18 protein-coding genes are annotated in these 21,885 nt (G+C 41.7%); 12 read left to right on the top strand and 6 right to left on the bottom strand.

Translation table 11 applies throughout. The features are described from left to right. Window positions 1-138: 138 nt before the first annotated feature. The 4 genes from AB6D06_RS07315 (at window position 139) to AB6D06_RS07300 (ending at window position 4,650) form a co-directional block, all read left to right on the top strand. Entirely contained in the window at window positions 139-1,116 is a 978-nt protein-coding gene (locus tag AB6D06_RS07315; RefSeq protein WP_017060134.1) for an ABC transporter permease, read from the top strand. Window positions 1,117-1,118: 2 nt separating this feature from the next. After that, complete coding sequence (locus tag AB6D06_RS07310) at window positions 1,119-2,057, top strand: ABC transporter permease (RefSeq protein ID WP_017060135.1); 939 nt, start codon at window positions 1,119-1,121, stop codon at window positions 2,055-2,057. Window positions 2,058-2,244: 187 nt separating this feature from the next. After that, complete coding sequence (locus AB6D06_RS07305; RefSeq protein WP_102573478.1) at window positions 2,245-3,201, top strand: SPOR domain-containing protein; 957 nt, start codon at window positions 2,245-2,247, stop codon at window positions 3,199-3,201. 207 nt (window positions 3,202-3,408) lie between these two features. Continuing rightward, window positions 3,409-4,650, top strand: a complete 1,242-nt coding sequence (locus AB6D06_RS07300) for an NADH:ubiquinone reductase (Na(+)-transporting) subunit B (protein ID WP_372101179.1) — start codon at window positions 3,409-3,411, stop codon at window positions 4,648-4,650. Window positions 4,651-4,742: 92 nt separating this feature from the next. On the opposite strand, the gene AB6D06_RS07295 is transcribed toward AB6D06_RS07300, so the two are convergent. From AB6D06_RS07295 to AB6D06_RS07280, 4 genes are all read right to left on the bottom strand, one after another. Next, window positions 4,743-5,096: a DUF6482 family protein gene (locus AB6D06_RS07295; RefSeq protein ID WP_372101180.1), complete on the bottom strand. Its 354-nt coding sequence runs from the start codon at window positions 5,094-5,096 to the stop codon at window positions 4,743-4,745. Window positions 5,097-5,137: 41 nt separating this feature from the next. Then, window positions 5,138-6,865, bottom strand: a complete 1,728-nt coding sequence (locus AB6D06_RS07290; protein WP_372101182.1) for a hypothetical protein — start codon at window positions 6,863-6,865, stop codon at window positions 5,138-5,140. Between the two features lie 433 nt (window positions 6,866-7,298). Continuing rightward, entirely contained in the window at window positions 7,299-7,496 is a 198-nt protein-coding gene (locus AB6D06_RS07285) for a hypothetical protein (protein WP_216605595.1), read from the bottom strand. A 6-nt stretch (window positions 7,497-7,502) separates the two neighbouring features. Beyond that, on the bottom strand, window positions 7,503-7,832 hold the full coding sequence (locus AB6D06_RS07280; protein WP_372110086.1) for a helix-turn-helix domain-containing protein: 330 nt from the start codon (window positions 7,830-7,832) through the stop codon (window positions 7,503-7,505). A 103-nt stretch (window positions 7,833-7,935) separates the two neighbouring features. Between AB6D06_RS07280 and AB6D06_RS07275 the strand changes: the two genes are divergently transcribed. The 8 genes from AB6D06_RS07275 (at window position 7,936) to AB6D06_RS07240 (ending at window position 19,359) form a co-directional block, all read left to right on the top strand. After that, window positions 7,936-8,466, top strand: coding sequence for a hypothetical protein (locus AB6D06_RS07275; protein WP_372110085.1), 531 nt, complete (start codon window positions 7,936-7,938; stop codon window positions 8,464-8,466). Beyond that, window positions 8,460-9,842, top strand: a complete 1,383-nt coding sequence (locus AB6D06_RS07270) for a DEAD/DEAH box helicase (protein ID WP_372110084.1) — start codon at window positions 8,460-8,462, stop codon at window positions 9,840-9,842. The genes AB6D06_RS07275 and AB6D06_RS07270 overlap by 7 nt, the downstream gene beginning before the upstream one ends. A gap of 82 nt (window positions 9,843-9,924) precedes the next feature. Further along, the gene (locus tag AB6D06_RS07265; protein WP_372110083.1) at window positions 9,925-12,030 is read left to right on the top strand and encodes a type I restriction-modification system subunit M; all 2,106 of its coding nucleotides are present in this window, start codon (window positions 9,925-9,927) and stop codon (window positions 12,028-12,030) included. A gap of 13 nt (window positions 12,031-12,043) precedes the next feature. Further along, window positions 12,044-13,615, top strand: a complete 1,572-nt coding sequence (locus AB6D06_RS07260; protein ID WP_372110082.1) for a type I restriction-modification system subunit M — start codon at window positions 12,044-12,046, stop codon at window positions 13,613-13,615. Next, window positions 13,612-14,829: a restriction endonuclease subunit S gene (locus AB6D06_RS07255; RefSeq protein ID WP_372110081.1), complete on the top strand. Its 1,218-nt coding sequence runs from the start codon at window positions 13,612-13,614 to the stop codon at window positions 14,827-14,829. Before AB6D06_RS07260 ends, AB6D06_RS07255 begins: the two co-directional genes overlap by 4 nt. A gap of 64 nt (window positions 14,830-14,893) precedes the next feature. Then, window positions 14,894-17,782, top strand: coding sequence for a type I restriction endonuclease subunit R (locus AB6D06_RS07250; protein ID WP_372110080.1), 2,889 nt, complete (start codon window positions 14,894-14,896; stop codon window positions 17,780-17,782). 2 nt (window positions 17,783-17,784) lie between these two features. Next, the gene (locus AB6D06_RS07245) at window positions 17,785-19,176 is read left to right on the top strand and encodes a cell envelope integrity protein TolA (RefSeq protein ID WP_372110079.1); all 1,392 of its coding nucleotides are present in this window, start codon (window positions 17,785-17,787) and stop codon (window positions 19,174-19,176) included. A 51-nt stretch (window positions 19,177-19,227) separates the two neighbouring features. Continuing rightward, window positions 19,228-19,359 carry a transcriptional regulator gene (locus AB6D06_RS07240; RefSeq protein ID WP_372110078.1) on the top strand — a complete coding sequence of 44 codons (132 nt, stop codon included), beginning with the start codon at window positions 19,228-19,230 and terminating at the stop codon, window positions 19,357-19,359. 20 nt (window positions 19,360-19,379) lie between these two features. Here the strand turns inward: AB6D06_RS07240 and AB6D06_RS07235 are convergent, their stop codons facing one another. Together AB6D06_RS07235 and AB6D06_RS07230 are read right to left on the bottom strand one after the other, a co-directional pair. After that, entirely contained in the window at window positions 19,380-19,838 is a 459-nt protein-coding gene (locus AB6D06_RS07235; RefSeq protein ID WP_372110077.1) for a hypothetical protein, read from the bottom strand. Continuing rightward, a complete protein-coding gene (locus AB6D06_RS07230) occupies window positions 19,835-21,883 on the bottom strand; it encodes a hypothetical protein (RefSeq protein ID WP_372110076.1) in 2,049 nt (682 codons plus the stop codon). Before AB6D06_RS07230 ends, AB6D06_RS07235 begins: the two co-directional genes overlap by 4 nt. Window positions 21,884-21,885 lie beyond the last annotated feature (2 nt).

The raw sequence follows: 21,885 nt of genomic DNA, 5'->3' as shown, positions 1-21,885 counted from the left end.
CTCAAATTATTAAGATATAGATTTAAGTTTCGGTATTTGGTCTTCCTTCAGTCTGGCTAAATACCTTTTTTAAGACTGAATTTTGTTATCTAGTCGCGGATTTCGACTAGATAGTCATGGATAGATAAGGGGCAAGGAATGGTTACGTTTCTGGTCAAGCGCCTGTTTCAGGCACTGATAGTGATGTTTGTGATCAGTTTGGTGGCGTTTGCCATTCAGGATAACCTGGGCGACCCGTTGCGTGAGTTAGTCGGTCAATCTGTTTCAGAATCGGAGCGTCAAGCGCTGCGTGATGAACTCGGCTTAAATGATCCCTTCATTACAAAATACACTCGCTTTGTGGGCGCAGCTCTACAAGGTGATCTTGGTACTTCATATTTCTTTAAACGCCCAGCTGTGGACGTAATCTTAGATAAACTAGTCGCAACGCTTGAGCTTGTGTTCGGCGCTTCTCTGATCATTGTTTGTCTGTCGATTCCACTTGGCGTTTATTCTGCAATACACCCAAAAAGCTTCTTCACTAAACTGGTGATGGCGGGCAGTAGTATCGGCATTTCTGTGCCTGTTTTCTTAACCGCAATCATGTTGATGTATGTATTCTCTATTGAGTTAGGTTGGCTGCCGTCGTTTGGACGTGGTGAGACCGCAAACTGGTTTGGCTGGGAGTCTGGTTTCTTAACGCTCGATGGCCTTGCACACTTAGTGCTGCCGAGTATTGCTCTAGCATCTATCATGCTGCCTCTGTTCATTCGTCTAGTACGCTCTGAAATGCTAGAGGTTCTTAGCTCTGAATATATCAAGTTTGGTAAAGCAAAAGGCCTAGCGCTGAACAAGATTTACTACCAACACGCTTTGAAAAACACAATGCTGCCAGTACTAACGGTAGGCGGTGTTCAAATCGGTACTATGGTGGCTTACACCATTCTTACTGAAACTGTATTCCAGTGGCCGGGTACCGGCTTCCTATTCCTTGAAGCGATTAACCGAGTGGATACACCACTGATTACCGCATACGTTATCTTCGTTGGCCTGATCTTCGTAGTAACTAACACCATTGTTGACCTGCTATACGGCATCATTAACCCAACAGTGAACATCACAGGGAAAGGAGCATAATCATGGAACAAACAACAACAGCTCCATCTCGTTGGGAGCGATTCAAGCAGTCAGACATTCTGTACTACTTCTTACGTGACAAAGTGGCAATGGTGAGCTTCGCTATCTTTGCAGCTTTCCTTGTTATGGCATTAGCGGCACCTATTCTAGCGCCAACAGACCCGTATGACGTGACGTCTATCGACATCATGGATTCTGAGTTGCCACCATCTTGGATGGAAGACGGCGAAGAACGCTTCCTACTGGGTACTGATGAGCAGGGTCGTGACATCTTATCTACGATGCTTTACGGCTCGCGTCTGTCATTGACGATCGGTTTCCTAGCGGTAGGTCTTCAGCTGACTCTCGGTATCATCATTGGCTTGTCTGCAGGTTACTTCGGTGGTCGTATTGATAGCTTCCTGATGCGTTTTGCCGATGTTCAGCTTTCGTTCTCAACCATGATGGTTGCGATCATTGTCTCGGCCATCTTTAAGGCGAGTTTCGGTAGTGACTTCTACGCGCAATATGCGGTTGTTATGCTGGTGGTGATCATCGGTATTGCTGAATGGCCGCAGTATGCTCGTACGATTCGTGCATCGGTATTGGCAGAGAAGAAGAAAGAGTACGTAGAAGCGGCACGTGTGATGGGCTTTAGAGCGCCTCGCATCATGTTCCGCCATATTCTGCCTAACTGTTTATCACCGATTTTGGTTATCTCTACGGTACAGGTGGCAAATGCCATCATGTCAGAAGCGGCACTTTCTTTCCTAGGTTTAGGTCTTCCGGTAGACCAACCATCACTCGGTGCCCTGATCAGTACTGGTTTTAACTACATTTTCTCAGGAGCATGGTGGATCACAGCATTCCCAGGTGTGCTTTTGGTAACATTGGTTCTCGTTATTAACCTATTAGGCGACTGGTTACGTGACGTGTTTAACCCGAAAATTTATAAAGGGTGATAGCCCGGTTTGATTTTTAGTAAAAAAAGTCACTAAATTAAGAGCCGTAAGCAATTACGGCTCTTTTTTTGCTTAATGGATCTGGAACTTAGTATTATTGACAGTGTCAATAATAGTTAAAATGGAATTCATGTTTTATCGACATAGATTCGGTAATAATTAGCCCGCAAGGGTTTAAGTGGTGGTTATGAAATTGACAATGAATGCTGTATGTCGTGCTGTGACGAGAAATTATCGTATGGGACTTATCGCTGCATCTCTTTTGGTATCGAGCCAAGTGAGTGCAGAGTCGGTTCTATGTGATGCAACTCAGGCAAGCACTAACCAATTACCACAGCTAGAGCAATCATGTCCGATCGGCAAGGGTGTTTGGGGGAGTAAGGCGCCTAAACGTCATTCAGATAACGAGCTGTTTTGGGTTCAATGTGGTCTGCTGAATAAGCCTTTGTCACTGAACCGAGCAAAGCCCCTATATGAGAAGATCTCGACCAACGTTTGGATGAAGCCTGAAGGCGGAGACTATCGTTGCTTAATCGGACCTTATTCTACCTTCTCTGATGCGAGAAAAGACTTAGCTCAGGTGCGCAAGGTTCCCGGTTATGGTGAAGCCTTTATTCGCATGGTCGATAAGTCGAAAACCTCATCACAGCCTATCGTTGCAAAACCGGCAGAGCCAAAAATGGTTAAGCCTAAGGCCCCTGTAAAACCAAAACCTGCTCCGAAACCTGTGGCTGCGAAGCAAGCGGCAGCGGTAACGAGTGCTGCAGCTATTCAGACGCTACCAAGCGGTAACGCGAATTCAGACAACGATTTGGAAATCGAAATCCGTGTGACAGCCAATGTTGCGGGTAGCCAATATGCGATTCCTTACCTTCTAGACCATCAGCAGCAGTTCTATATGGAACAAGGCAAGCCTTGGAGCCGTCTAGATTACGATAGCGCTGAATTGGTGTGTAATCAGGTCAACATGAAGCTGATGACTGAAAAGCAATGGCAGAGCATCTTGAGCTCAAAGGTTATGGAAAAACAGAACTGGCCAATGCATCTCCCTTATTGGGGCGCAGATAAGAAAGGTCTGTTTACCAACGGAAACGTAAACCAATTGAAAGGTTCTTCACTGCTTAATGTGATGTGCGTGAAGTAGCGAAGACCCGTTGTAATACCAAATAAGCCTCAGCCATTGCTGGGGCTTTGTTGTTTATACACCTTCTACACCTTCTTTTTTCAACATCGGTTCGACTTCTGGACACCCTTTCTTCATACGAATTTGACTAAAAATCGCTATAAATTGTTCAAATAGAGTAGTTGATGCGTAGAAAACCATAACTCGAGCAATAAGGTGATTGAGATTATGAGTTTAAAAAAACGATTAGAAGACGTGGCTCCACGCTTCGAAGCTGGAGGGAAGTACGAAAAGCTCTACCCAGTGTATGAAGCTTTCGCGACAATATTCTATACACCCGGAAACGTAAACCGCGGTATAACCCATGTTCGTGACAGCATTGACCTAAAGCGCATCATGATTCTGGTATGGCTGGCGACTTTCCCGGCAATGTTCTGGGGGATGTATAACGTCGGACACCAAAGCGTTCTCGCACTCACATCCAGTTATCAATTAAATGAACTTGCCTCGGTTATCGAGAGTAGCTGGCGTCTGTCGTGGGCATTTGGTGATGCGCAGTCATTGATGGCAAGTGGCTGGGCAAGTCAGATGTTGCTTGGTGCACTCTATTTCCTACCCGTTTATGCCACGGTGTTTGTAGTAGGTGGCGTCTGGGAGGTTTTATTTGCCGTTGTACGAAAACATGAGGTGAATGAAGGTTTCTTTGTTAGCTCGGTACTATTCGCACTCATTCTTCCGCCAACCATCCCGCTTTGGCAAGCCGCTTTAGGTATCACCTTTGGTATCGTTGTCGCCAAAGAGCTGTTCGGTGGTACAGGACGAAACTTCTTGAACCCAGCCCTTGCAGGCCGCGCGTTTCTCTATTTCGCCTATCCAGCCAACATGTCGGGTGGGCTTGTGTGGGTTGCCGCTGACGGCTATTCAGGCGCGACACCGCTGAGTCAATGGTATGAAGGCGGCAGCACGTCACTCATCAATAACATGACTGGCGAGGCGATCACCTGGATGGATGCCTTTATCGGTAATATTCCAGGTTCGATGGGTGAGGTGTCGTCACTGCTTATCATGCTGACGGGGTTGATTTTGATTGTGATGAAGATAGCGTCTTGGCGCATTGTCGCCGGTGTGATTGTTGGGCTTGTGGCGACCTCGAGTTTACTGAACTGGATAGGGTCGGATACTAACTCGATGTTTTCGATGCCGTTTTACTGGCACTTTGTGTTGGGTGGCGTTGCCTTTGGTACTTTCTTTATGGCGACCGACCCAGTTTCTGCCGCGTTTACCAATCAGAGTAAATGGGCTTACGGGATGCTTATCGGTGTGATGACGGTTGGTATTCGCGTGCTCAACCCTGCTTATCCAGAGGGCATCATGCTGGCTATCTTATTCGCCAACCTCTTCGCTCCACTGTTCGATTTTATTGTGAAAGAGCAAAACATCAAACGCAGACAGAAGAGGACATTGCGTTGATTTAAATGAATAAGAGGGAAAGCTATTCCCATAAGAAAGGCTTACATTGATGTAAGCCTTTCAATTTTTATCGCGATTGATTTGAAGTTGATTTAACTCCATTTCAAATCAATCTCGAACGGTTGGGTGTGGCCACAATGCTCACCACACATTTCGTCGTAGGCACTGTTGTGAACCAGCATTGCCGACGCTACGCCTTGGTCGCTAAAGTGGTCGCGTGCTTGGTTAACACTCAAAAACTTCATTGGGTGCTGGTGGTCATCTTTAATTAATTGCTTTTGCTCGCCAATAACTTGGTAAGCCAAGTAGATCCCGCCTTCAAATGATTCAATTAGTAGATTCATAACAAACTCCATTGCTGTTCTAGATAGGTCTTTGTTTTGGTATCTACGTTGATAGTTGTTTGAAGGTTCATGTGGGGTCAAAATGAAAAAAACCAGAAGCACGGCTTCTGGTTTTTGATTAAGTCATCAAAATAACTCAGTGATTAGTTGATTTTCTGCATGATGCTAACACGACCATCGGTGTTACCTGTGTTATCCATCTTACGACGGATCAGTAGGCCTTCATCCCAATTGGTACCCGCAGGTTGGTATTCCCACTTAACGAAGTATTCATCATTTGAGGTACAAGCAGCGCCTGCAACGTAATTGTCTTGGTCGCAGAAACGAACTACTGTGTTCAGTTCTGTCAGTGTCGCTTTTGAAGCTCGGTCTGTTTGACCAAACCACCAGTAATCGATAGCGCCTAACTCCGCGTAGGTTGCATCAAACTGCCCCATATCTTCTGGTGAAGATTGGCCGCCATTTTCGCTGTCACACTCAAAACCTGATGTAGTTACTTTTGTTGTGCCGAACACCATAGTACTCACTGCAACTTCGCCATTGTCACAGTACTCTTTCGTTTCCCATGTACCAGTGAAATCTACATAACGTTCAGAATCTTTTGTTGGAATTTCGTAGTAGTAAGCAACACGCTCTGTTACGCGAGGTTGAGGATTATTTGCGTCGCTCCCCAGTGTTTCTTTCTTAACAATCTCAGAATAAATGCCAGTTACAGGATCGAAAGAGCCAGAAGTCGTATCACGAATCCAGTTTGATGGGTCGCTGTCTTTATCTTTGTCATCCCAGACATTGTTTGCGGTGTAGTGATTCAAGTCAGATGCTTTTTGTACATCGAATGGCTTCCATCCCTCGATGTCTTCGGCTGTGAATTCTTCATCAGCGGTTTCTGATTGTGCCAAGTCTCGAAGTTTGTAGGCAAACGCGTCATTCAATACAAATTTGCTATCAGGTGTTACTGAGCCATTTGTTTGGTCTACAGTACCATCCTTGTTTGTATCACAACCTTGTAGTTTCGAGCTGTCTTCATCTATCCATTGATGAGCAGAGTTAGATACACATGTTAGGTATTGCTCAGCAAAGCTTTCTGATAATGAATAGTCGTTAGATCCTGCGAACATAGTGACTGATTCTGCAGAATTCACTTTGAACGTCATCTCGGTCATGCCGCGAGTACGCTCGAACATTTCTTCTTCCATTAGCTTGTCAGCGTGGACGTATATGAATTCGTTAGAGTTCTGGGTGACATCAATGTAACGAACGAATTTGCCAGCAGTGATAAATGGATTTGCAGAGTCATCACCGCGTTCCATTGATCCAAATGCATTTTCCATATGAGTTAATGCTTGTTCTTCAGAGGCAATATTAGCCGCATCTACATCCATCGTATCTAGGAAGTCAATCACGCTAGCGCGGTCATCAAGACTCAGATCTTTCATCTTCGCTAACGTAGCAGCATCAGGCTCACGCAACACATCTGGAATTGTCAGAATTTCATCTGAAGTGCTACCAAACTGGTTATCCAGAGACTGAAGTAAAATTGCTAGGTTAAGTGCACGAGCGTATTTACCCGCCGCTTCAAATGGAGTCAGTACATCACGGTTTGATGCTGCGCCTACTTTTAAGCCGTTTTCACCACCAATGAAGAAGGTCACAGTGTCGTTAGTTTTAGCGGTAAATTCGCCTTCGCTATTTGTAACACCGTTTAAGCCAGAACTGGTGTTGTAGTAGATACCTTCAACAGCGGCATCGATAAATTTGTTGGTTGTTGTTGATGGTTCTGTCGGTGTTGTGACACCTGAATTAGAACTGTCGCTACCACAACCTGTTAAAGCCACTGCAATCGCCGCTGCGAGAATACTCACTTTTTTCATTACTCGTATATCCTATTCTGTAATAGAGCTATTTGTTATTTTTATGCGTGTAATTTTATAGCGCGCGATTGTAGCGTGATCTTTCTTCCAAGTTAAGTGTGTTAAATGCTGTTCGGTTAATAAACATTCAAACATACGGTAAAAAACACAAAAAGCCGACAGATGTCGGCTTTTTCATAATATTTCTTTGACTTACAAAGGTTTAACGCATGGTAATAATCTACCAACACAGGTGGTTTCTGAAATAAATCTGGAAAGGATTAAATGATAAGGCTTGATAGCCTTTTCCAGAAAAATAGCTATCTTTCGCTATTTTTCCTAAAAATTGAGTTTAGATAATATCAGTTTCCAGAAAAATATCGACTGTATTACCTGCTTGGGGGAGGGGGGATTTCAAAGTTTGCTAGTTGTGTTCAAAAGTTATGGCTTTTGTTTATTTCTTATCACGACTAATCGGTAATGTGCTGGAACTTATTGTTTGAGCTTTAGTATCTTGATCTTCAAAGCTAGTAACGTCATATGAATCTGATAAACAAATAGCTTCAAACTCACGTAAAGTTTTTCCATCGACTGCCTTGAGCTCATATAGGTTACGGATAGTATGATGTACAGCGTTCAAAATATCACTCATATACTTCTAATTTTCTTTTTGGTTTTTAAGGTTAGTTGCTTTTATCTGTGCCGTTAGCTTGTTTCTTTGTTCTTCACTCATTTTCGCAATCAAGCAAGCTAGTTCAGCTGAACTTTCATCCTCACAAAAAAAGTAATTTAGAGGCACACCCAGCTCGTCAGCCATTTTCTTCAATGTACTGATATCTGGCGTATGCTTTCCTTTCTCGTACTGATTCATTCGCGCACTAGCCGAACTTTCATCGATACCAATACGCACCCCCAATTCTTTTTGGGAGATCTTTGCTTTTTTGCGTACTTCCTTGAGCCGCATTGGAATAGGGTTGTCGATCGACATTTATGATTCATACTAATTGGCTCTATGTGACTAAGATTTTCTTAGTTTTACTGATTTCTGTATACTAAGCAATCCTTAGTATTTTGATTGGTATAACTGGTACATGAAACGTTCTATAAAAATCAGTGCAGTAATGCACAAGTTGTTGATTGAAAAAAGAATGGATGGTTTTTCTGTTATAGAAGCAAGAGATGTCTTATTTAATGGTGGGTGTCGTACACCGAATCTTGATGAAGCTCGGAAGAAGGTTTATCGCCAAATATGGCAATATCAACAAAGAGGTTGGCTTCGAAGCGAAGGTGAAGGAAGAAACAAAAGGTATTTTCAAACCGAGCAATTTCTGGAACTTGAAGTGCTTCCTCGAAGAAATTCTGAACGTGAAGTTTCGGTAATGCAATCTACATCGGATTACTCTGTGCTATTCCGAGAGAGCAACGAATACAAAGGTGAATTGGAGATCGTGCTTGGTGAAATAGATGAATACCATTCATTAAAATGTCGCTTCCCTGAACTTGAGAGCCGGCTAGTTCCACTGTTACAGCGAGCAAGAGAACGTTCAGCGCAGTTGCTTGGAAAGGTAAATGGATTGGAGAATGTCCTGAAAACTCTCTCAGAGGGCGACCAACCGTGTTAAGACAGTGGCAGGTAGAATGTTCTGAAAAAGCGTTACAGAAATTTAAGACAAATCAACAGCACTTTTTCTGCCAAGCAACTCCTGGCGCCGGTAAAACGGTGCTCGCTGCAACAGTTGCATCAAGGTTGCTTAACGAAGGTCTGGTGGATCTTGTATTGTGCTTTTCTCCATCTTTAACGGTTTCTGATGGAATCAAAAGAACCTTTTCTCAGATTCTGAATTGTACTTTTAATGGCGGATTAGGCTCTATTGGGCAGTCGTTAACATACCAATCTATTCAATTCCTTAATGATGATTTTTGGAAGACGTTACGTAACCATCGAGTATTTGTTGTATTTGATGAGATCCACCATTGCTCTGGGTCTGAACTTGAAAATGCGAACGTTTGGGGTCAACAAGTACTTACGAAGGTTCAAGGGCTCGCGACTTACACACTTGCTATGTCTGGTACTCCATGGCGTTCAGACTCTCTACCAATAGTTATGTCTGAATATAGTGACCCTGACGGTCAAATCCTCGTTGATTATCAATACACCTTACAGCAAGCAATTGTCGATAAGGTTTGCCGATCTCCAAAGTTGGTGTTGGTTGATAACGAACATCTTTCAGTGACCAGTGATGAGAAAGTTGAATCGTTTTTTTCAATCTTAGAAATGCTCAAGCAGACCAAAACCTCATATCAAAGTGTTATACATAATCAGGATGCGATGGAGTATTTACTTGGGCTCGGCTGTAAGAAGCTTGCGGAAATTCGAACTCAATCCCCCAATGCTGGAGGGTTAGTCGTAGCCTCTTCTGTTCAGCACGCTCAAACAATCCAAAAGATACTCTCTCAAAAGTACTCTCAATCTGCATCAATCGTTACTTATCGCCATGAAGATCCGTTAGCTGAGATAGAACGTTATCGTCAAAGTGATGTTCAATGGATTGTCAGTGTAGGGATGATCAGCGAAGGAACTGATATCCCTCGGCTTCAAGTTTGTTGTCATATGAGCTCTGTTAAAACTGAGCTGTATTTTCGACAGGTCCTTGGACGCATCCTTAGAGTCAATGAGGCCGCAAACCAACAAGCGTGGCTATTTACTTTTGCAGAGCAAAGCCTCATAGAGTTTTCAGAGCGGATTGAACAAGATATTCCTGACTCTTGCATGTTTGCGAAAATAGAGAGCTTGATAGAGTTTGAGTCAGAATCTCAACGTACTTGCTTAACTGGTCATGGTCTCTTAGAAGAGCGAGAAGAAGTAAAATCAAAGTTGGTTTGGAGTGGCGCTATCAGTACCGAACTTAACTCAACCGGATCTCTTAGTGCATTCGATGGACTTAGATTGGGAGCTTTTAAGCAGCGCGTAATTTCAGCCTTTCTAGCCGCTTCGTAGTTTAAAAACGATCTAGGCACTCTAGTTCAATGCTTATTTCAGTTACAATGCCGCTAACTAAACTATATGTAACTGAACTCTCATGGTTGAACCTCGTCAGCAAGAATTAAATAAACAGCTTTGGAATATAGCCAACACCCTTCGTGGCAATATGTTAGCAGATGATTTTCTCGACTATCTCCGCGGTCTAATATTCTACAAATATCTATCAGATAAGCTAAATCGTTACGCTAATGAATTGCTTTTGGAGGATGGTATCCAATTCGCTCAAATTAATGAGATGAGTGAAGAGGGTCAAAAGCATTTAGAAGCGATTAAAGAAAGTGCTTTAAACACGCTAGGTTATTTCTTTAAGCCGTCGGAGCTGTTTCATGTACTTGCTAAAGCGGGATCTAACGATGAGTTCATTCTTGATGTTGTGCATGATGTTCTTTATGACATCGAACAAAGTACCATGGGGACAGGTTGTGCTGATGATTTTAAGGGTCTCTTCGAAGAACTAGACTTTACCTCTAACAAGCTAGGCAAAACGGTAGACGCTCGTAACAAGCTGATTGCCCAAGTACTTGAGAGATTAGATGGTATCGATTTCCATTTGGACAACAATGAAACTGATATTCTTGGGGATGCCTACGAATACCTAATCGGTATGCTTGCCAGTGGTACTGGCAAAAAAGCTGGTGAGTTCTATACACCACAAATGGTCTCTAAATTACTGGCTAAATTAGTAACCCTTGATAATCCAGATATAGAGTCAGTATATGATCCAACTTGCGGTTCCGGCTCTTTGCTACTGCGTGTAGCGAAAGAAACAAACAACCCAAACTTAAAGTTTAATGGGCAAGAGAAGAACTTAAATACTTATAACTTAGCTCGCATGAATATGCTTATACATGGTATTCCATGTAACCGGTTCGATATCAAAAATGGCGATACTTTAGAATCACCATATCACCTCAATCAACGATTTGATGCCGTAGTAGCTAATCCTCCATTTAGTATGCGTTGGTCGGCAAAAGAAAGTTTTCAGAACGACGTCAGATTTTCTGAATCTGGTTTGCTTGCTCCCAAGAAGGCTGCTGATTTTGCTTTCATTCAACACATGATCTATCAGTTAAATGAGACTGGGTCTATGGCAGTCGTTACCACATTAGGCTCCTTATCTAGAGGAGGTGCCGAAGGTGAAATACGTAAGTATTTGGTTGATGAGGGACTTCTCGATATGGTTATCGGCCTTCCTGAGAACTTACTATCCTATACCTCTATTCCGACCTGTGTTTTGGTTTTTAGAAAAAACCGCAACGCTGATGCCCCTATTTTATTTATAGATGCTAGCCAGAAGGTTGATAGGTCTAAGCGAATACCAACATTATCTGAAGATGGTTTAGACAGTATTCTTAAGTCAGCAGAGAATCGTCTTGAAGTAGAAGAGTTTTCAGCTTTGATAACTAAAGAGGACATAGCTGCTCATGAATATAATTTAAACATTCCCCACTATGTTGATGTGGTAAAGCACGTTACCTTGAAGGGCTTCGAGCACTACCACTCTGAGGTACAAAAGCTGAATGCAGAACATACGGTATATCGCGGAATTAAGGATTGTGACTTCAAGCTTGAGCCGTCGATTATGCGGTTAGGTTATAGTGATGAAAATGAGTTGATTAAAGCTGAGAAAAGGCTTTTCAAAGCATTTAAGCAACAGGCGTTGCCACACCTAGAATACACCCCAAAAAATGACTGGGAGTGGCTGGCTTTAGCACAACATCATGGTTTACCAACAAGGCTTCTAGATTGGTCGAAGAATCCACTGATAGCACTATATTTTGCTATTGAAGAAGAAACAAATTCAGATTCAGCAATCTATGTATTGATTGACCGAAAAGACCCTGTTGATATAGAAAAACCTGAGTCACCTCTAGACCTTGAGCCGCATAATGATGTTCGGAGATATATTCCTGATAACCTAACTCCAAGAATAATCGCACAGAACGGTCTTTTTACCGCTCATACGAACCTGATGGCTGCCTATAAATCAAAACAGATGATAAAATTCATCATTCCAAATGCACTCAGAAGTGATTTGAAAAAACAATTATCTATCTACGGTATCAATAGATTTTCAATTTACCCTGGACTCGATGGTCTAAGCAATCATCTCAAGTGGCTTGAATCTAAAAACTTACATTAATTACGGACACCTCATGGTCGAACAACACCAACAAGAACTAAAGAAACAGCTTTGGAACATCGCCAACACCCTTCGTGGCAACATGTCTGCCGATGATTTTCGTGATTACATCCTTGGCCTAATCTTCTACAAATACCTATCAGATAAGCTGAACCGCTATGCTGATGAATTGCTTTCAGAAGATGGTATTCAGTTCGCTCAAATCGATGAAAAGAGCGAAGAAGGTAAAGAGTACCTAGAAGCGGTTCAAGAAGAAGCGTTAGATAAACTAGGTTACTTCTTCAAGCCGTCAGAGCTGTTTCATGTTGTTGCTAAAGCTGGTGCAAATGGTGAATTCATTCTTGATGATGTGCGCGATGTTCTTAATGACATCGAACAAAGCACTATGGGCGCAGACAGCGCGGATGACTTTAACGGCCTGTTTGATGAGCTCGATCTAACATCAAACAAGCTAGGTAAAACGCCAGATGCCCGTAATAAGCTAATTGCTAAAGTGCTTGAGCACCTAGATAACATCGATTTCCACTTAGAAAACAGTGAAATTGATATTCTTGGTGATGCTTATGAGTATCTAATTGGCATGTTCGCCAGTGGTGCCGGTAAAAAAGCCGGTGAATTTTATACACCACAAATGGTATCTAAGCTGCTAGCTAAGCTTGTGACACTTGATAACCCAAATCTAAAGTCTGTTTATGACCCAACATGTGGATCTGGCTCATTGCTGTTGCGTGTTGCCAAAGAAGCCAACAACCCAGACTTAAAGTTCTACGGGCAAGAACAAAACCCAAGCACTTATAACTTAGCTCGTATGAACATGATCATGCACGACGTTCACTACAACCGTTTCGATATTCAAAATGACGATACGTTAGAAGCTCCAGCACATATTGAGCAACGCTTCAGCGCAGTGGTAGCCAACCCTCCATTCTCTGCTGATTGGTCTGCAAATCCTCTACACCTGAACAATGAGCGTTTTTCTGATTACGGTAAGCTTGCACCTAAATCAAAAGCGGATTTTGCTTTTGTTCAGCACATGGTTCATCAACTTGATGATAGTGGAACCATGGCGGTGGTGTTGCCTCATGGTGTGTTATTTCGTGGTGCTGCAGAAGGTCATATTCGTCAACACCTTATCAAAGAGAAAAACTATCTGGATATGGTGATTGGTTTACCTGCCAATATCTTCTTTGGTACCTCTATTCCAACTTGTGTTCTGGTTCTGAAGAAAAACCGTAAAGCGGACGATGACGTTTTTTTCATTGATGCGAGTAGTCACTTTGAAAAAGGTACCAACAACAACGTAATGCGTGAGGGAGACATACAACGTATCCTTAATGCTGTTACTAACCGTCAATCCATTGATAAGTTTGCCTTTTCAGCAACCCCCAAAGATTTAAAAGAAAACGACTACAACCTCAATATTCCGCGTTACGTTGATACTTTTGAAGAAGAGGAAGCTGTTGACTTATCAAAATTAGTTAAGTTATTGATAAGTAATGATAAAGTCATGCTAGATGCTGATAAGGAAATTGCTAACTTTTGTAAAGAGCTTGGAATTGATACGCCTTTTGAGGTGGAAAAATGAGTCAAGTTAACTTAGTTCCGACTCTGCGTTTTAGTGAGTTCAACGCCCCTTGGAAATTAGATAAATTAGGCGACTATTATACATTTAAGAACGGTGTTAATGCAGATAAAGAACAGTATGGAAAAGGAACTAAGTTCATAAATGTGCTTGACGTGCTTCAGCCTTATCCAATTACAAGTGATTCAATACAAGGCAAGGTCGAAGTTGATGAAAAGACTCTTAAAAAGAATGCAGTAGTTAATGGTAACCTGTTGTTTCAGCGTAGTTCTGAAACGCGAGAGGACGTTGGAACATCTAACGTATATTTAGGTGATAGAACTGTAACATTTGGTGGTTTTGTTATACGCGGAGCTCCTGTGCAGCAGGTTAACCCTATTTATATGAACTACTTATTAAAGTCATCTAAAGCCCGTAAAGAGATAGTAACTAAAAGTGGTGGTAGTACTCGCTATAACGTGGGGCAAGAAACATTATCTTCTGTAAACATCATTGTTTCTGATGTTGATGATGAACAGCGAAAAATCGCTGACTTTCTTACTTCCGTTGATACAAAAATTGGCCAACTTACAGAAAAGCATCGACTACTCAAAGAGTACAAAAAAGGTGTAATGCAGCAGATTTTTAGCCAGCAAATTCGCTTTAAAGATGAAAATGGGAATGAGTTTCCTGAATGGAGAGAAGCTAGACTATCTGATGTACTTAAAGAGCGAAAAGGTAAAACTACCATAGAAAATGAGCATGAAGTACTGACGTCATCTCGGAATGGTTTGATGAAACAGTCAGATTATTATGGTGAAGGAAGGATAACAGAGCGATCTAATATTGGGTTCCATATAATTCCTGAAGGTTTTCTTACTTATCGCTCTCGTAGTGATGACCGTCTATTTTTCTTCAACGTTAATGATACAGGATCTACTGGAATAATAAGTCATTACTATCCGGTATTCTCTATGATGAATGGACAGAATGACTTCTTCGTTGAGCTAACAAGGTTCCATTCAAATGTATTTGGGAAATATGCTGTAGGAACATCTCAAGTAGTACTTTCATTTAAAGCACTAGGAGAGGTGAAACTTCCAATGCCTTGCACTGAAGAGCAACAGAAAATAGTTCTTTTCTTACGGTCTTTTGATACCAAAATACAAGCTATCGCAAAACAAATAGAACAAACCAAACAGTTCAAGAAAGGCTTACTCCAGCAAATGTTTGTGTAACTCCTCAATGCAGAGCGCTATGAAGGGCTCTGCATAACAGCAGTTAAGGAAATTGAATCGTCAAATGGCTTATCAATCAGAACAACAATTAGAAGACAATTTAATTGCTCAGCTTTGCACTCAAGGTTTTGAGGTTCTTGCGCTTAAAGACAATGCTGGGCTTGAAGCGAACCTAAAAACTCAACTTGAGAAAGTGAATGAATGTACGCTTTCAGACACAGAGTTTCGTCAGGTGCTGGGTAAGCTAGAGAAAGGCAATATCTTCACCAAGGCGAAGACATTACGCGACCAACTAGATGTTACTTTGGATGATGGTGATAGCCGGCACCTTACGTTGTTGTTTGATGATGCCAGTAAAAACAAGTTTCAGGTTGCCCAGCAAATTACAGTGAAGGGTATCTATACCAACCGTTATGACGTGACGGTATTGGTGAATGGTTTTCCTCTTATTCAAATTGAGCTTAAACGCCGTGGTATCGAGTTAAAAGAAGCGTTCAATCAAGTTAAGCGCTACCAAAAGCACTCGTATCATGCCAACCACGGCCTGTTTAATTATATTCAGTTGTTTGTCATCTCTAATGGGGTGAACACCCAGTATTTCTCTAACAATAGCGACATGTCAGCGAAACAGACGTTTGACTGGACGGATTTTGATAACAAGAGAATTGGCCAACTTCCGAGCTTTGCTAGTGCTTTCCTAACAACGTCGCACCTAACAGCGATGTTGACGAAGTACATAGTTTTGAACGAGACAGGTAAGTTCTTAATGGTGCTGCGCCCGTATCAGTTCTATGCGGTAGAAGAGATCATTAAGCAAGTCAAAACCACAGACTTGAACGGTTACATATGGCACACAACGGGTTCAGGTAAAACGCTGACGTCTTTTAAAGCTGCGCAGATTATGACTTCATTAAGTGAAGTCGATAAAGTCGTTTTTGTGGTTGACCGTAAAGACCTCGATTACCAAACAGCGTTAGAATTTAATGCCTTTGCCAAAGGTTGTGTAGATAGTACAGACAATACCAATATGCTGTTTCATCAGTTAATCGATAAGCCAATTAAAGGAAAAAAGATTAACGAAAACCGCAACAGCAAACTTGTCGTTACGACACTGCAAAAGCTCAATAACGTGGTGACTAAAAAGCGCTACTTAAATGAGATGGAAGCGCTACAAGATAAACATATTGTTTTTATCTTCGATGAGTGTCACCGCAGCCAATTTGGTGATACGCACCATAACATCACAGAGTTCTTCAAGGGGGCTCAATTGTTTGGCTTTACGGGGACGCCAATCTTTGCTGAAAACGCAGTCGCTAAGAAATCCATAAAGAAAACCACTAAAGACCTTTTTGGCGAATGCTTACACCCCTATGTGATTGTTGATGCGATTCGTGACAATAACGTTCTGAAGTTTGCCATCGAGTATGTGGGACGTTATCAGTACAAAGATGGTTCGAACAACAACCTTGATATTGAAGTAGAAGATATCGACACTAAAGAGCTTCTAAGCTCTCCTGCGCGTCTTGATAAGATTACCGACTACATTATTGCTCATCACCGAAGAAAGACGCACAGTCGCGATTACAACGCGATGTTCTGTGTATCTGGTGTGCCTGAGTTGGTTCAGTACTATGAACTGCTTGCTAAGAAGAAAGCGGAAGGCAAGCACAACCTTAAAGTAGCGACCATCTTTAGCTATGAAACCAATGAAGAGGAAGAGTACGAGCTAGGTAATGTTGATGCAGTCGAGGTTCAAGAAGCCGCAGCGAAGTATCTTAATGATGGAGACGCTGTAAAACTGCACAGCCGAGATAAGCTTGAGTCTTTCATCGGCGACTACAATAAGATGTTCGGCACAAGCTACACAACCAAAGATAGCGAGTCTTTCTATAACTACTACAAGAACATCTCTAAACGAGTGAAAGCGAAAGAGATCGATATTCTTCTTGTAGTAAACATGTTCTTAACGGGTTTTGACGCGCCAAAACTTAATACGTTATATGTCGATAAGAACCTAAAGAATCACGGACTCATTCAAGCATTCTCGCGAACTAACCGCTTGTTAGATGAAACTAAATCTCACGGTAATGTGGTCTGTTTCCGCAACCTGAAGAAAGCAGCAGATGATGCATTTACGTTGTTCTCTAACAAGCAGCCGAATGAATCTATTGTTATACCGCCATTTGAAGATCTTTTAGCAGACTTTGATAAAGCTTATGAAGCGTTAATGACAATTACGCCAACAGTTGATTCAGTTGATGACCTTCCTGATGAAGAGGCTCAGGCTCTGTTTGTTAGGCAGTTCCGAGAGTTGATGCGTCTTAAAAATATGCTGGGTAATTTCGCTGATTTCGATATGGACTCGACCGCAATGAGCGATCAAGAGTTTCAGGACTTCACCAGCAAATATGCCGACTTAAATCGCCAGTTACGTGAGAACTCAACCAAAGAGAAAGTATCAATACTTGATGACGTCGATTTTGAACTTGAGTTGATGCACCGTGATGAAGTCAATGTTGGCTACATTCTTCACTTACTACGTGAACTGCACGAAGAAGAGAGCACGGACGAGAAAGAGCGTAAGCGTCAGGTAATCGCAAACTTGATTGCCTCTGACCCTACGTTACTCAGTAAGAAAACTCTAATCGAGAAGTTCATGAATGACCATCTTGATGGAATTCCTGCTCACGCTGATGTTGAAGAAGAGTTTGAATTCTTCTGGGAAAAAGAGAAGCGTGAAGCTTTAGAGAGCATGGCAACTGAAGAAAACCTAGATACTGACAAGCTAGAGATCTTGGTGAACCGTTATGAGCTTAGTGAAGAGATGCCGCTACGAGATGACTTCGCCGGAACATTGCAAACCAAACCTACGATACTGCAACGTAAGAAGATTGTTGGTCGGTTGACTGAGAAGTTCAAAGGGTTTGTCGATACGTTTATTGGTGGGTTTTAAATATGAGTGAAACCGTAAAAGAACTTTGGGAATCCTTTACCAGTAACATAAACAGTCGATTAACAAGCCCATTTTTCGGTGCGTTCATTGTTACATGGGGAATTGTAAACTGGGATAAAATAGCTCTATTATTTTTTGGTCGTCAAAGTGTTGATAATCGCGTGTCCTTTTTTAAAAAGTCAGTTGAATGGCTTTCTGTAGATCATAGTAATGTTTGGGATACGTTATGGTGGCCGTTAATTTTATCGTGTTCTTATCTGTTGATTTCTCCTTACTTACATCTAGTTATTCAACAAATCCAAAAGCATAGTGACAAGCTGAGATACGGTCATAAAGTAGATCAAGATGTTGATAAAGAATTAGATCGTGGTCGATTAGTAAAAGCGACAGCAAAGGCTAATTTACAAGATAAGGTTGCAGAAGATGAGGTTCGAGCTGAGATTGAAAATTCAGTTGCCAAAACTAAAAAGTTGCAAGAAGAAGCCGCTGCCTCTGAAGCTAGAAAAAAACTAATTGAAGAGAAGTACCTTGAGGCACAAGAAAAAGTTAAGGAACTGAAGTTAGCCAATGAGGCGTTGGCTCGAAAAGAAGCTAAAAAGCTTCAAGATGCAGAGAAGGCGACATTCGCTTTCGATAAATCGAAAGCTGAGCATGAAAATGAACTTCTTACTCTGCAACTCCCTCTAGCTTACCAATATATTAATACTCTTTCGGATAGCTTGAATGATGATGAAAAGCGGTACTCGTTATTCCATTTGTCAGAAATCATCGCTGCAACCTTCGGCTACCAAAGTTTTGAACAATTGATCAAAGACGAATCATTCACAGCCAAGAACATAAAAAAGATAAAGTATCTCTCGTACGACTCTGAAACTTTATTTGATTGTTTGAATAATATAATCGAATCAGAAAATGAAGAAGATTATGACTCAAGCTGGTTGTTCGAACATATCCAAATGACGTTAGATCAGTATTCATTGCAGCTCCGAGATTTAGACAGTGTGGCTGAAGAAGCGATTGAGGAGCTTTGGGATTCTGTATATTCAGAAATGTTAGAGGCTGATACGGTTAATTCTGAGATGGCGATAACCAATGCTCATTTTGACGACGTTGATGATCTACATAAAGTCTCGCACCGGTGGGTATCCGGAGATGGACTCTACATTAAGTACTCTTGTACTCTTTCAGGCTCAAATGACCCAGATAAAATGTTTTATGGGGATACAATCTACGTGGATTTTGAAGTTAAGCACCCGCTTGTGATTGGTGAGTCGGGACTTGGAGGGTATGAAATGTATGATGTTAAAGCTCGGGGGAAAGATTATTCCGATGAAAGTGATTGGGAGCATCTTAAGTTAGGCAATAAACCTGCTGAAGCCAGTGCTGAGTTTTAGCGAGTTATTAAATGTGTAGTGCTGCTTCTTAGTTTTCGGGTTGGATTCAGAGTGCCATTGAGCTACTTTTCTTGTGAGGATGTTGATTCTGCAGAGCTTGTCTGCTTGATCGATAAGTTGAATGAGGCCGACAAGAAAAACCTTATCGACCACATTAAGAAAAAGCTTGAAGGTATTGAGTAAGCTTTAGTATTCCTCAACGATTACTTAATCGAAACAACCTTGCTTCGCTTTAGTTGAGCTAACTCTTCACGTAATTGGGAGTTTTTAAACTCCAAATCTTCTATATGAGCCAACGCTTGAACCAGCTTGTCGTTAAGGTGGTGCTGTGAAGCTGCGAACAGGGCTAGTTTCTTTCTCTCAGCCTCATACTTGACCTTAAAGTTTTCCTTGATACGCCTTTGTTCTTTGAGCTTGGTACGCACTGTCTGGATCTCTGGTTGGACTATTTCACCGGTGCCTGCAGCAATTTCAGCTTTGGTCTGTTTAACTTTCTCAACAAATTCAGGGTAGTAATAGCCGCTACCATTGCCTAGGTTAGCTTCTTCCTCAATAGCTCTCACACTGAGCTTTCGATGAGTAGGGATGCACTTGGGCTTGCCTTCTTTTATACGTTCTAATGCAGCCTCTAATGCTAGTCGTGTATTTTCGCTCTTACTCATATGTTGGCTACCTTTAAGTCAGGTTCAAATGGGGTAAAAGACATATCAAAGTCAGCCATGACTTTCTCTGCGGCTCTTACTTGAGTGACATAGTGACTATGTTCACTTACTGAAATATCTTCGCCAGATTCCATGTAAGCAACTAAACTACGGTGTTTTTTCTGCCACCACTTAGCCTGCTGTTCATCAATGATACTACTACCAGAGCCGCAATCTACGCAGAACTGCGGGGCGACTACTCCATCCATATCGCAGTCATAACCGGACTTGCAATAGCTGTGCATTGAACCATGTAGTGTCAACTTACCATCCTTTACGGCTTTATAGATAACATCCCATGAACTATAAATGGTCGGTACATCCCCTCGCATTTTCATGATTGCTTTACCGTGAGCACCGGACAGTGTTTCATCAGAATGCCATTGTTTGAAGATTTTATTGGCAGTGGTTTCGGCATTAATCTCTTCGAGCGCTTGCTGTATTTTAGTATCTACCTTTAGATCTCGCAGACCCGCCAGCTTACCACCGTTGGTATACCATTCTGTCATGGCAAGGTGGATATGCTTAAATTGCTGCTTGAGAGCGACTACGGTACTCAAGCGATTTTTAATACAATAAAATGCTAAAGTACGTCTAAATTGGTGAGTGGTTATGTACCATGGTTGACCAACTTTCACATACTTCTTAACTCGCTCAATTGAATTTGGATTAGAAGTTATACACTCTTGATAATCCTCGCTAGTAACAATGAAACCAAATTGTTTGCAAAATCGTTTTAGTCGTTCATTCCAATCTAGGATTAATATTGGGGGCCTAGAACGATATGTTTGACTAACCCACAGGGTGTTATTGTATTTATCATCGGGGTATTCTATTTCTTTGCGCCACCGCTCCGTTAATGTATCCATTAAACCTATGGCTTTTTTTGAAGAAGGCGCAGTCACCCACGTCTCTCGTTTTTCTCCTAACTTAAAGGTGTGGGATTGCAACATATGATAATCGCGCCCTTCAAACGTGTCGTGGTAGTAACTATTAGGGGTTAACTTATCTAATTCAGAGTCTCGCATGCCGCTGAACCCACCACAGATAATATATGCCGCATTAGTAAGTTGACCAAGATAGCGTTTAAAGTCATTCCCATTTTCTAGTGGAATATCCGGTAGTGTTTGAGCTAATGGCTCAATAATTTCCTTAGCTGTTAGAGGTTGGTTGCCCTGCACGGCTTCTGAGTATTTGTGATTATTAATACTGCCGTCTTCATTTATGAAATAGTATTTTTTTCTCCCATTTTTCACTTTAGCGTCAATAATTCTTTTACCTTGAAGGTAATTTGACTGTAGAGCATTTTCAGTGTTAGAAATTAACTGAATGTGAGGATATGCATAGTCAATCAGCTCTATGGCCTTGGAGTAAATAGAGTTGCATAAACGCTCTGGGATAACGAGAATTTGTTGTTTCTCTAGATTATTTAATCGCTTTGCAACACTACTCGACTTGATAGGCTTTAATTCTAGATTTAGCCTGTGCCATGATGCGTAATCGATAGCTGCATTTATCGCAGAAAATGTATGCATGAGGGTGCTTTGTGAATATTTATGTTGTTGTAGATAAATCTCAAAGTTATCCCATATATCAGGCAAGGATAGGGCTTTCAATGAGGTTTTCCTGTTCTCAGCTAAGAAACGATAGACTCTTTTAAAGGCCCTCAATCGAGAGTGGATACCTGAAAAATTTAGTGCTTTTCGCATCTTTGGACTGTTATGGAGCAACCAGCCCAAGGTAATTAACTTGAGCTCTCTCTGTATTTCCATGTTGGCACTGAACTCTTTAAACGAAAGACTGTTGCGTTCCTTTTTTCGAGAAAAAGGAAAGCAATTCCAGTCGCTCTGACCGAAAGTAGCCGTTACATTACCATCCTCATCTTTGCAGATGATTACGGTGTCTAGTTCATCAAATCGTTCTTCATGGTACAAAGTGATGATATCTATAAGTTGCACTTTATGTTCTTCGGGGAAATCTCTTTTATAGAGTTGTGTTGTATTCATGG

It is taken from the genome of Vibrio sp. 10N.239.311.G01, from assembly GCF_041465805.1.
Lineage (GTDB): Bacteria > Pseudomonadota > Gammaproteobacteria > Enterobacterales > Vibrionaceae > Vibrio > Vibrio crassostreae_C.
This window is presented reverse-complemented; position numbering and strand designations above follow the sequence as displayed.